General features: G+C 34.2%; 7 protein-coding genes. 2 read left to right on the top strand and 5 right to left on the bottom strand.

Annotated elements, in window-relative coordinates:
* Positions 1–105: 105 nt before the first annotated feature.
* The 5 genes from ACRASX_RS09720 to ACRASX_RS09700 all read right to left on the bottom strand — a co-directional run bounded on the left by ACRASX_RS09720 (position 106) and on the right by ACRASX_RS09700 (position 9,046).
* Positions 106–2,253 carry a catalase gene (locus ACRASX_RS09720; protein WP_432221057.1) on the bottom strand — a complete coding sequence of 716 codons (2,148 nt, stop codon included), beginning with the start codon at positions 2,251–2,253 and terminating at the stop codon, positions 106–108.
* Positions 2,254–2,525: 272 nt separating this feature from the next.
* Positions 2,526–2,726, bottom strand: a complete 201-nt coding sequence (locus tag ACRASX_RS09715) for a hypothetical protein (RefSeq protein ID WP_432221056.1) — start codon at positions 2,724–2,726, stop codon at positions 2,526–2,528.
* 152 nt (positions 2,727–2,878) lie between these two features.
* The gene (locus ACRASX_RS09710; protein ID WP_432221055.1) at positions 2,879–5,317 is read right to left on the bottom strand and encodes a PAS domain-containing protein; all 2,439 of its coding nucleotides are present in this window, start codon (positions 5,315–5,317) and stop codon (positions 2,879–2,881) included.
* A 404-nt stretch (positions 5,318–5,721) separates the two neighbouring features.
* On the bottom strand, positions 5,722–7,140 hold the full coding sequence (locus ACRASX_RS09705) for a hypothetical protein (protein WP_432221054.1): 1,419 nt from the start codon (positions 7,138–7,140) through the stop codon (positions 5,722–5,724).
* 103 nt (positions 7,141–7,243) lie between these two features.
* Entirely contained in the window at positions 7,244–9,046 is a 1,803-nt protein-coding gene (locus tag ACRASX_RS09700; protein WP_432221053.1) for a T9SS type A sorting domain-containing protein, read from the bottom strand.
* A gap of 734 nt (positions 9,047–9,780) precedes the next feature.
* On the opposite strand from ACRASX_RS09700, the gene ACRASX_RS09695 reads away from it, so the two are divergent.
* Both ACRASX_RS09695 and ACRASX_RS09690 read left to right on the top strand, forming a co-directional pair.
* On the top strand, positions 9,781–10,737 hold the full coding sequence (locus ACRASX_RS09695) for a M28 family metallopeptidase (protein WP_432221052.1): 957 nt from the start codon (positions 9,781–9,783) through the stop codon (positions 10,735–10,737).
* Positions 10,738–11,292: 555 nt separating this feature from the next.
* Positions 11,293–12,945: a beta-N-acetylhexosaminidase gene (locus ACRASX_RS09690; protein WP_432221051.1), complete on the top strand. Its 1,653-nt coding sequence runs from the start codon at positions 11,293–11,295 to the stop codon at positions 12,943–12,945.
* The last annotated feature ends 16 nt before the right edge of the window (positions 12,946–12,961 follow it).

The following is a 12,961-nucleotide window of genomic DNA, read 5'->3' as shown; positions in this document are numbered from 1 at the left end:
GTATTTTTGTGTCTTTTCCCAAATAAAAAAATCATTCCACCAGCTGAACGATTAAAAGTACAGCTGATGTCATGATTCTAAATCTTCAAAACTATAAAACTTATTTTACAGTTCTTTTTCTCTTTCCCAAAAACGGTGTTTACCAAGCATTTTTATAAAATTTTGAGCTAAAATTTTGTCTCCTGCTTGATCTGAGAGTAGTATTCCTTCGTCCGCTTTTTTATCACTCGGTTTTGCATGAGTTCCATCGAGAACTGATGCTCCTTGACCTTCTGCAGCAATAAATTTGCAATGTTTAAAAGAATCGTTGATAAATTCTTTTACTTCATCCATGTTATTTAATTCTGATATCCCTTCGCCTGCTGGCACAAATACGCCATCAAATAAAACAGAAGCCGCAATTAAATAACTTTGATCTACAGGAATCTCAGTTCCATCCGAACATACAATTGTACCTAAATGTGGCGCTACAATTTTAACTACTGCACCGGCCGCTTCTAGGCTCGCACGCATGTTCATTATCGATTCCATAGCAACGCCGTCGGCACATAGAAAGGCAATTTGACGCGTTTCTATCGTATCAGACAATGTTTTGTTTTTCAACATACTTAACGCATCCGAACTTTTAATTTTTTGCTCCACTTTAGTCGGTTCTTGGCTGTTATCCGCATCTGCTCCTACTCCATGATTCATTGGTTTTTCTGGAGTTAGGGGTACTGACAATCCCAAACCTTTGGCTACTTTTGCGGCCAGACTTTTGTCAACTTGAGAAAGTAAACCAAGCATTCGCTCTCGTATCGCTACGGTTTCTACTTTACCCAATTCAAAACGCAAGGCTTTGATAATATGATTTTGTTCAACGGGAGTTTGACTGTTATAAAATAAAGTAGCTTGGCCAAAATGATCTGCAAAACTTGTGCTTCTAGCTCTCACTTTTTTAGCATCGATTCGCTCATTAAAACTACTAAAACCTCCTTCGTCTATTTTAGCTTGAAACGGGCAACCACCACCCAAAGAGTTTGGATGATACGCAACGCGGCCTTTGCTTATTTCTTGTCGCATGTGACCGTCACGTTGATTGTTATGCGTCGGTGCAATGCTTCGGTTAATCGGAATTTCATGGAAATTTGGACTACCTAATCTAGATAATTGAGTATCGGTATAAGAGAATAGTCGCCCTTGCAGTAAAGGATCGTTTGTAAAATCGATTCCCGGAACTACATGCCCAGGGTGAAACGCCACTTGCTCTGTTTCTGCAAAAAAATTATCTGGATTTCTGTTTAAAACCATTTTACCAATTATGGTGACGGGTACCAATTCTTCTGGAATTAGTTTGGTTGGATCCAGTAAATCAAAATCAAATTTATGTTCATCTGCCTCTGGAATTATTTGAACCCCAAGTTCCCATTCAGGGAAGTTTCCGTTATCAATTGCTTCCCATAAATCTTGCTTGTGAAAGTCAGAATTTTTTCCTGAAATTTTCTGTGCTTCATCCCAAACTACAGCGTGTGTTCCTAATTTTGGTTTCCAGTGGAATTTGACAAAATGAGATTCATTGGCACTGTTGATAAAACGAAAGGTATGGACTCCAAAACCTTCCATCATTCGTAAACTTCTAGGAATAGCGCGATCACTCATAATCCACATAATCATGTGCATCGACTCTGGCATGAGCGAAATAAAATCCCAAAACGTATCGTGGGCCGAAGCGGCTTGCGGAATTTCATTATGAGGTTCCGCTTTTACGGCATGCACCAAGTCAGGAAATTTCATGGCATCTTGAATAAAGAAGACCGGCATGTTATTTCCTACCAAGTCATAATTACCTTGTTGCGTATAAAATTTAATTGCAAAACCACGAACATCACGAGCCAAATCGGTCGAGCCACGCGAACCTGCCACTGTCGAAATTCGAATAAAAATGGGGGTCTTCACCGAAGTATCTGTAAGAAATTCTGCTTTGGTGTATTTTTCCATGGATTGATACAATTCAAAATAACCATGCGCTGCAGATCCTCGAGCGTGAACAATTCTTTCTGGAATGCGTTCATGATCAAAATGAGTAATTTTTTCTCGAAGAATAAAGTCCTCCAGTAATGAAGAACCTCTTTCGCCAGATTTTAAAGAATTATTATCGTCATTAATTTTAACTCCCTGATTAGTCGTTAAAAATTGATCGGTACCCTCAGACGTGTTTCTGTTTAAGTCCTGAATTTTTGCATCAGAACTGTCCTTCGGAATTTGATTTTTCATTGTGATACTGCTTTAAATTAAAAAAATTTTGATTTTACCACCCAAATTTAAAAAATCACAACTGCTTTATTATTACACAATTACGGTGTAAATTACATTTTTGCCCATATCTACAACTATCGTTCTTTTTCAAGTAAGCTTTTATAAATGAAGTAAATCCTATTTTGAAAGGAGAATTTAATAAAAAACCCGTAATGCATACACATTACAGGTTTTATAATTAATAAAAGAATACAAATTTGTAGTCTAATTTAAAACTTTATCCTCTCAATTTATGGTTGAATCACCGTTGTTGCCGTATCAATAATAGTACTGTCTTGTACTACGTAAATACTATCTGCATCACCTTCTGATGAGTTAATATCATAATCAGTAGTTGTTGTTGGTTCAACTGTATCTTTATCTTTGCAAGAAACAATAGTACCCATCGCCAACGCTAATACTCCAATTTTTATTTTAAGTACTGTTTTCATAATAGTTAATTTTAAGTTATTTACTTTTCAAATTTACGCTTTGACTACAAAAATATTTTATATGTTTTTTTAAATATCTTATACAATACCTCCTTAATCTAGATTAAATGAAATTTAAGTCAGTAAATAGCAATGATTTGAATATAGTTTGATTACTTGAATAACGAATTTCTATTGTCAATTGCTGTCGAAACATCAATATTGAGTTTAGTACTCTTTCGTTTCTCTTGGTAATTTCGATTGAGTTCGTGAATAAATTTGTCCATTTCTAATGCAATAAGGTTCAACTTAGTAGAAGAATCTTTGAGTTCATTCGGATTAAAATAATTTTCCATAAGTAGTTTAGTCATACCGATCATAGAACAAAGCGGCCTGCGAATGACATGACCGATATCGAATATAATTTGTTCGATAGACGTGATATAATCAACCAGATCGGTAATATCGCTTGTTGCACCATACCAAATGATTTTGCCGTTTACATCTTTTTCAGGAATTGCCTGCAGCCATCGCCATCTACTATGCCCATTTACCACTAACCTAAACTGTATACTAATTGCTGCTTGCGTATGAAACGCGTCTTTCATCGTATTATCAAACTTAACTCTATCATCCTCGTGTATTAAATTTATAAGTTTTTCAGGAGCTTTTAAAAGTTCGTGGGTTTCAAACGGATGGTTAAAAAGATCTGTTCCTTTATTATTAAAAATCATGATACAATTACCACTTTCTTCAATTTCAAACATATAGGTATTACCAGGAACTTGACTGGTGATTTTTCTCATCAGTTGTTCACTTTCCCTAATTTTTTGTTCTGATTTGACGCGGTCTGAAATATCAATATGTGTTCCGAGGGTAATACTGGTAACGTTGCCGTTAATGTCTTTCAGTTTTTTGGCTCGCGACCAAATCCAAACCCATTTTCCGTTTTCATGCTTTAATCTAAAAATATTTTCGTAAAAACCAGTTGAATCACCTTTAATAAAATCCTCAAAAGTTTGTACTGCCTTTTCCTTATCTTCAGGATGCAATTTATCAATCCAATCTGTATTAATTCCTTGCGGCAACGTCATATCAGGTCGATCGATACCGAGCAACGAAAAATATTGTTTGCTATACCAAACTTGATTATTCTCAAAATTGTATTCCCAAGCACCAGTATTTGAAACGTTAATGATCGATTTATAACGTTCTTGACTAATTCTAAAATTCTCTAATACCTCTTTTAATTCTGTGATATTATGATTGATGCAAATGTATTTACATACTTTTCCTTCTTGGTTTGAAATAGGAACTATTGTAGAATCAATCCAGTAAAAACTTCCATCTTTTGCTTTGTTTCTAAATTCTCCTCTAAAGATTTCCCCCTTTTTTATTGTATCCTTTATTTCCTGAAACTTTTTGGTGGAATGAAAATCAGTTGATAACATTTTGTAGTTCTTACCAATTAGTTCTGAACAATTGTACTTACTAATTCTAGCAAAATTTTCGTTCACATAAGAGAAATCGCCACCAACTTCTGTAACGCATACCATAGAAGCGCTATCGAGCGCTTTTTTATAATCATTAAGCTCCGTCGTACACTCTTTATGTTTGGCATACACCGTAAGCATAGCTAGTAATTCGTTTAAAAACAACTCTTCTTCTTCTTCTAAAAGTGACTCTTCGTCAAGTTCTTGTCTTGGTTTTAAATAGTCTACCTCGATACGAATTGCAACACCCTTTACTGACTCAACCTCGGTATGAACAGCATGGTTCGATGATCGGAAATTGGCGGTTTTGTAGCAAGCTTTTCCAATGTTCAGTTGTGCCGCAATTTTATGTGGATGCTGGTAGGTTTGAGCTATAGTATCTATGACTTGTTGGTATACGATCGGAGAAGAAAACTCGTCTTTGTGCAAAATACGACTCACTGCATAAAGTGTTTCTGCGCGTTTAACTTTAGTTTGCAGTTCGGCAATAGCTACTTCTTTTACTTTTAGCTCTTGAGCGAATCCCGTAATTTTCTGTTGAAGAATACTGTCGCTACTATTTTTATCCTGACTTTTATAATACCACAGTATAAAAATAGTACTGAGTACAATTGTAAACTCAATCCACCCTGCGAGAGGATAATTTAAAACAATTGGAGAAGCGAAATAAGTAATGCTGTCTAAATAAGGTTTTGTAAAGCTTGAAATTAAAACTAGAATCAATAATGTTATTCCACCTTTCCATCCCAATAAAAATAATGCAGTTAAAACCACACTTATCTGTATGAATAAAATTGGAGCTATAGATACACCGATTAAATAGCCGGAAAAAGCAATAAAGAGCCACAATGCTATAGAAAGAGACCAATTAGCCAATCGTAATTTACCTAAACTTATTAAAACAAATTGAAAGGTCGAGACAATGACCAAAAAACTTAAAAAAGTGACCCATCTTAACCATAGATCAGGAAATAAATAAAATCCTCTAATAAAAAAAGAGACAAATAAAACCAACCAAACTATGAGTACTGTTTTGGTTGCATACTTTTTAGTACTGCTGAAACTAGAATAGTCAAATAATTTAAGCCCGCCTTTAGTATCTTTTCTCTCTTCCTGCATTAGTTAAAATTTAGTAATTAATTTTTACTGCGACCTCAGCTTCTAACTTTATACCTTTTAATAAAAAATGAAAACATCTTTCCTTTACAAAAAAAGTTTAAATTTTTCTCGAATTTTACTAGCTAATAAAATTACAAGGCTAGTAAATATACAAAAACATTTTAAAAACTAAGATCTCAAAAAATGGAATAATAGCTCTAAAAGTGGTAAAATGATATAATATTACAGTAAAATATTTCTTTAATGAAATTAAGCAGCTAAAAACTTGTGAAAAAAATAACTACTTACAAATCAATAATTGAATTATGACACTATTTAATTTATATTAAAAAGCCTTCAGTGTATCTGACTGAAGGCTAAGTTTTTTTAAAATAAAAAAAAGATATCTCTGATGGTCAAAAAGTTTATCTAGCAATTAAATTTAGCGAAACTGTTTCCATATTTCCACTTCCTGCATAACGTTCAGCCCAAATTTCAATATAGTCTGATTTTTTTAATTCGACCGTTCCTATAATAGGCAGTGCTAAAATTCCTGCATTTGTAAAATAACCCGTAGCTCCTTTACCGTAGACTTTTGTTTCTGTAATTACTGCACCATTTCTGGCTATGTAAAGAATTAATGTAAAATCCCCAGTACCTTGATATGAAACTGAACCGGCCACTTGAAAATACCTTGTCTTAGTACCAGTATAAATGATTTTATTATCACCATCTTGTTTAAAACGAAATAAATTATTAGAACTTGTTGGGCCAAATATTTTTTTTCTACCAGTAGGACCTGTTGAAGTAAATGTAGTTGTAGCTACGTTACCAACCCCTGTACTAAAATTAATATCACCTGTTGCGACACCATCACTCTCTCTAGGAATACCGGGTGAATCTACCGTCCACGCATTAGTAAAGTTATATCCTGTATATGTATTTAATGAGTAAGGTTTAACAAATACTGCTCCAATGCTTCCAGTAAAAACTACCGATTCTAGAACTGCATCGCCAGATATTATAGGATTAGAAGAAACGTCAAAACCTACTGCAGTTCCATTGACCTGACTGAAACCACCTTGTTTTTGAACTAAACCGAATGTGCCGGTGAGCTTTTCAAATGTTCCCGCATTATTCCCAAACCACCCTAAGTTACTTAATAAAAGTTGACTAATATTGGAATATTCAATTCCAGTCGTATTTCCAGAAAACTGAATTATACTTAAAAAGACAAGACCAAAATTATTAATTGAACCAACACTCTTAGAACTTGAAACGATGCAATCACGAAATATTAGATTTTGTGAGGTTGCACCACTAAGATTAAAAACTTTACCGCCTGTACTACTAAGTGTCAAACTCTTAATTCCTCCACCTTTACTTCCCTGGAAAATATCGCCTGCAGATATTAATTTATCTTCACCAGAATCTAATCCTTGAATGTAAGCGTTATTCAAATCTATCGGAAAGTTTAGGTTTATAGTCCCGTTAATCTCATACAAGGTACTTGCATCCAAAAGATATTTCGAAGCGCCACCCGCTGTTAATTCTGGTGCTAAATCTGCAACAGATTTTATTCTTTTAAAATTAGTTCTACCATTTACTGAACTATTAACTGGAACCCACGACGATGTTGGAGCTTCGACATAATAATAAAAAGATTTTAATACGATATCATAAACTATTAATCCATCGGCTGGTGCTACTATAGCTGTACGCTGAACAGTTGTCATTCTCGGCGCTAACATTCCTTGTGAGGTTGAGCTAATGTCTAAAATAGAACTAGCGTCTGGTGTCGTAGTTCCAATTCCTATTTGTGCATTTACTACTATAGAAATCATTAAGCAAATAAATAATAAGAATTTCTTATGATTTTGGAGAGTAATTTTATGTGTCATAATTTATACTAGTGTTAAGGGTTATTAATTTTGGAATGGCTGCTAATTATTTTTTGGTTGATTTTGAAATCAGTATTTTCTGTGTGATCTTTTCATTATTAGTGGTAAGAAATTCTACGATATAGACTCCGTCACTATAAGCACTAGTTGAAAATTCAAAATTGGTGTCACTGCCCAATTTTGTCTTAGACAACAGACGTTTCCCGGTTAGGTCATACAACTGAAAAGACTGTAAATCAATAGCATTGGGATTAGTTACTTTTAAACTGCGATTATAATTGTCTTGATAAATAACCAATTGCTGTTGTGTATTTTCGGTAGTTCCGAGCGTGCTATTAGAAAAAGTCAATGTAAATCGATCGGTATAAACGCCAGCAGGAATATTTAATAAATATGAATCTGTTTTAATATTGTGGTAAGTACCTGTTGCATTATCGTACAAATACACCATTTGATTGGGATCAAAATTTACCGATTCTGGTATAGAAAATTTAAAAGTAGAATTTGTAGTTGCTCTAACAAGTAACGGTATTTTTTTAGTTGCGTCAAAATTGACACCTTGAATTACGAAACTATCGTCGGCTAACCAAAAAGTAACGTCATTGGGTAACTCGCTGTCCATATTTAATGCATCAATTCCAAAATCAACTTCATCAGTTGCGGTAGGTAAAAACGCCAAAGCTATTTGTCTGGTAAATTGATTATTTATAATCGTATTCACTCTAAAATAAGACATCTCATTGACCGTATCTTCAGCAATTGCAGTTTTTTTTGTTTTATCCTCTTTAACTGCTGGCTTATGAAATTGTGAATTGCCAAGTCCAGAACCTTCTTTAATATAGATTCGATGCGAATTTTTGAACGTTACAGTTCCACTAGTAACTGCATTAAGTACGAATCCTTGCCCTATAGGAGCATATTTTCGAGGATAAATTATACTCGTAACTTCGGTTCCGGGATTGACTGAGCCATCAGCATTATAAGATTTAAAAGTTGCTGGAGTATATATTCCATCACTACCCAATGAGCCAGCAGCATACGATCCATACCCTCCACTATAATCTTCTAAATAATGAGAATCTATTGTCACATCTTGATCCCAAAAATAGGCAATGCCACCTGTGACTGTAACGTTTTCATTAAGAAATGCATTTAAATCTAAAGCAGATGGATAAGGGTTTCCAGTTAAAAGTAAATTATCTTGTATTAATGAAAATGAAATATTTCCATCGTTTGGTCTGCCTCTGAAATCGTATCGTTGTGCACTACCAGGATTATTTATAGTGCTAGTATCTGGATTAGTAGTATCAGTGCCGCTCGTACCTTTCATTGTAAAGCCCTCGCCTGGAAGAATAGAAGTTGCTCCCTCTACAGAAACCCAACTTGAATACTCAGTTCCAGCTACTAATTTATTAATCCAATATGTCGAAATTTTAAGCGGACTTGAAACACCGTCCAAATTTTCAAGACCATCGATTAAAATTGCAGATGTTGAAAATATTGTAGTTGTGGGTCGACTCAACATACTTACACCAAAATTCCCGTTCCCTGGAGTTGCAGAGGCGATTCCTACGGGTGAACACCAATAATTAAAGTCATAATTATCAGAGGTACCTTCTTGATACACTGACAATTCACCCGAACCACTATTTACTGAAGCGGTTTCGGAACCTTGAATTAATTGTCCATTATTTCTTAAATATAAATTAGAACCTTCTCCTAAATCTACATATTGCTTTACAAAAAGAATCTCATCCTTAACATACATCAAAGCGCTTGAACGAAAATTGATTTGAGAAAAACAACTGCTTGATGCGAGTAATAAATAAAATAAAGTAGTTTTTTTCATGTTACAAAATTTAAAATGAAATGTTTGATTGACTAATTACAATTAATTTGCAGCAATTTCATTAGTAATTTGTTTGGACTTTTTTTTCTTCTTAGCAATGAAATACAGTCCCATTATAATTGCTATGGCAATAAAAATAGGTATTCCTCCATCTATCGGAAGTTTTTTAGGAGGTAATCCAGGCGGTGGCGGTATAGATCGTGCTGTACATTCAAGAAATGTGTAAATGAACAAACATAATGTGATAATGAATTTTTTATTTCGCATAATAATCGTAGTTCTGAGTTTATAAAATTCATTACAACAATTCACTTTTACAGCAATTAATTAAAAAGTTTCTTAAATATAGCAAAACTTAATCGACTGATAACGTGAATAGTCGGCAAAGATAAAAATATATTGAATTTTACCGACAAAAAGCACAAATAAACGATGAACTACATTAAAATCACTAAAAAAAAGAATTAATCTTACAAAAAACTAAAGATTTGAGCGCGAAAATAATTTGTGTTCGTACACGAATTAAGATAAAAATGCTAATTTTGTAGAATGTCAGAAGGAATGAAAGTAAGTATATAGTGCTCCTATTTTATAAAGTAATCGTATTAAAATAGTGCTTAATAAAATTTGATAAGTCCTATATTTTTGCAAAATTTATAGTTAATAAAAGACAGGTTTAACCATGACAAAATCATTATTCCTTACATTCGCAAATTCACAAAATAAAAAATAAGATGAAAACCACGTTTCTAATAATACTTGTAACGATCTTTTGTTTTTCTGGATATTCGCAATCAGAAATTACTGAAAAAGAAATAAAAGACCATATTTTATTTTTGGCGTCCGAAAAAAATGCAGGCCGTTATCCTGGAGGAAAAGCAAATAAAAGAGTAGTTAAATACCTCGAAAAAGATTTTAAAAAGCAAGGATTGCTTTTATTTGAAAAAAAGTATCATCAAAATTTTAAAGCACGGTTGCGTGTAGAAAAAGGCGAACAAGAAAAGCCTTTAGTGAATACGTCAAACGTGGTTGGTTATTTAGAAGGGAATGATCCCATTCTTAAAAACGAATATATTATTCTGGGGGCACATTACGATCATTTAGGAATGGGTGGACCTTCGTCAAAATCAGATAAGAAAAACACCATTCATTACGGTGCCGACGACAACGCCAGCGGTACTGCGGCACTTTTAGAAATTGCAGAAAAGTTAGCTGCTCACAAAAATGAACTTAAACGAAGCGTAATTTTTATTGCATTTGGTGCCGAAGAGCAAGGATTGTTAGGCAGTAACTATTTTGTAGAAAATCCACTAGTTCCCCTTTCACAAATTAAGTTAATGATCAATATGGATATGGTTGGCCGATTAAATGAACAAAACCATGTTTATATGGGCGGTGCTGGTACTTTTCCCGGTGGCGTAGCATTTATGCAAAATTTGGGTGAGTCGCTAGGTTTATCTCCTATCGTTCATGCGGGTTCTGTTGGCGGATCTGATCACGTATCGTTTTACGCCAAAGATCTATCGGTTTTAGGATTGCATACTGGTGGTCACCCACAATACCACATGCCAGAAGACACTGTGGATTTAATTAATATTCCCGGTGAGAAAAAAGTAAGCGATTACATTTATAAAGCGCTAATGGAATTTGCTGCTACCGATTACAAAATGGAATTTATCAAACAAGATTAGACCTGTTAAAATAGTGTAACGAACGAGCTTAAAGCAATTTAAGCTCGTTTTTTTATGCCTTATACAAACAGCATAACACTTTAAGCGAAACAAATTCACCCGCTAACCTCAAAAATATGCCCTTGGTCGAAATAATACTAGTCTTGCTTAAATTTAATATAAATTCGAACTATGCATAGTACTGCAAAACAGCACTCTAATTTACATTCAGGATAAAAAAATGGTAGTGCAAATTTTTAGAAAGTAAAATAATAATTGAAATGAGTTGATAACCACTTGATCTCAACTAAATCAATAGCGTGTACTATTTTAGATTTGTACAAACATTTATAAAAGATTCTTTATTAACCGTTCTAAATCGCAAATACAATCAGCTTTATCAATTTACAGCTACAATTTATTTCATCTGTTCAAAATTAATTAGCAATCCTTAAAGTATTCGCAAAAAAACTGGTAGGCACTGGTGTGATTAATATATAATCTTTGCTATTTTTGGAAATCGATTTATACTAAAATTAAGAAAACTAAAAACTATTGAAACCTAAACTAGTAAACATGAGACTAACCGTATTTGCACTCGTAGCATTATTAACACTAACCAATTGTGCCGAAAAAAACAGATCGTTTTCAAAAACTGACATCGCTATAGTTCCACAGCCATTGTCTTTGGTTTTAAACGAATCTTCATTTGCGTTACAAGACGGACAAACTATTTTTTCAGATTTAGATGAACAGCAAAGCGCTGTAAAAGATTTGCAAAACTACGTTACAGCAACAACAAAGTTTACTTTAGTCGCAAACGCCGATAAGCAATCAGCGATTGTATTTGAGAAAAAGGAAGGGTTGGATCCCGAAGCTTACGAATTGCAAGTAACACCCAAAAAAATAATCATTTCTGCTACTGGTAAAGCAGGTTATTTTTATGGTGTACAAACATTGAAACAGTTACTGTCTGTTGAAGCTACAAAAGAAGCTCAAGCAATAACGTATTTAATACCATCGATCGCTATAGAGGACAATCCCCGTTTTAAATGGCGCGCTTTTATGTTGGATGATGCCCGTTATTTTCATGGCGAAGCTTTCGTAAAACAAATGCTTGACCAAATGGCATTACTAAAAATGAACACCTTGCATTGGCATTTGATCGATGATGCAGGATGGCGTATTGAAATAAAAAAATACCCACTTTTAACTAAAGTAGGTGCTTTTCGTATTGATAGCGAAATTGGAACGTGGAAAAGCGGAAAAACTTCCGGCCAACCTCACGGCGGATTTTACACTCAAGAGCAGTTAAAAGATATTGTGGCTTATGCCGCAGCTCGAAATATTAACATCGTTCCTGAATTTGAAATGCCAGGACATTCTAGTGCCGCAATTGCTGCCTATACGTGGTTAGGAACTGCTGGTGTAAAGATTGACGTACCCGTTAAATTTGGTCGTTTATACGACAATTACGATGTCACTAAACCGGAAGTGGTTACTTTCATTAAAGATGTTTTAACTGAAATCTTTCAAATATTTCCATCAGAAGTAATTCATATTGGTGGTGATGAAGTTGGTTATGAAGTTTGGCAAAACTCTAAGTCGGTTCAAAAATACATGAAAGAACATAACATCAACACACCTGCCGATTTACAAATTGATTTTACAAATAGCATCTCTAAATTCATTGAAGCAAACGGGCGCAGAATGATGGGATGGAATGAAATTTTAGGAAAAAATATTCATACTGATTTTGAAGAAAAACAAGGCGATCAAGAAGCTGAGAAAGAATTAGCTAAAAACGTTATTGTTCAGTTCTGGAAAGGTGATTTAGAACTCTTAACAGATGCTGCCAAAAAGGGCTACGGAATTGTAAATTCTTTACACGACAGAACGTATTTAGATTACAGCTACGAATCTATTCCGCTAGAAAAGGCATATAGCTTCGACCCAATTCCAGAAGGTTTAGATAAGCAATTTCATAAAAATATTTATGGAGTAGGTTGCCAAATGTGGAGCGAATGGACACCAACAAATGCAGACGTAGAACGCCAAGCTTTTCCAAGAATCGCTGCTTACGCCGAAGTAGGATGGACAACAATGGAAAATAAAAATTACAATACCTTTAAAGTAGCGCTAAAGAAAATGCAAAAACATTGGGATACTTTAGGCATTAATTATTTTAAAGATACTGATAAATTGGAAGCTGCTTTACAAGCAAAATAACAAATCAACACCCCCA

The sequence above is a fragment of the Flavobacterium sp. TMP13 genome (assembly GCF_050847115.1).
Taxonomy (GTDB): domain Bacteria; phylum Bacteroidota; class Bacteroidia; order Flavobacteriales; family Flavobacteriaceae; genus Flavobacterium.
This window is presented reverse-complemented; position numbering and strand designations above follow the sequence as displayed.

Excerpts from the sequence above, each read along its gene's own strand:
- ACRASX_RS09720 (WP_432221057.1), bottom strand. The coding sequence starts at position 2,253 with ATGAAAAATCAAATTCCGAAGGACAGTTCTGATGCAAAAATTCAGGAC.
- ACRASX_RS09715 (WP_432221056.1), bottom strand. The coding sequence starts at position 2,726 with ATGAAAACAGTACTTAAAATAAAAATTGGAGTATTAGCGTTGGCGATG.
- ACRASX_RS09710 (WP_432221055.1), bottom strand. The coding sequence starts at position 5,317 with ATGCAGGAAGAGAGAAAAGATACTAAAGGCGGGCTTAAATTATTTGAC.
- ACRASX_RS09705 (WP_432221054.1), bottom strand. The coding sequence starts at position 7,140 with ATGATTTCTATAGTAGTAAATGCACAAATAGGAATTGGAACTACGACA.
- ACRASX_RS09700 (WP_432221053.1), bottom strand. The coding sequence starts at position 9,046 with ATGAAAAAAACTACTTTATTTTATTTATTACTCGCATCAAGCAGTTGT.
- ACRASX_RS09695 (WP_432221052.1), top strand. The coding sequence starts at position 9,781 with ATGAAAACCACGTTTCTAATAATACTTGTAACGATCTTTTGTTTTTCT.
- ACRASX_RS09690 (WP_432221051.1), top strand. The coding sequence starts at position 11,293 with ATGAGACTAACCGTATTTGCACTCGTAGCATTATTAACACTAACCAAT.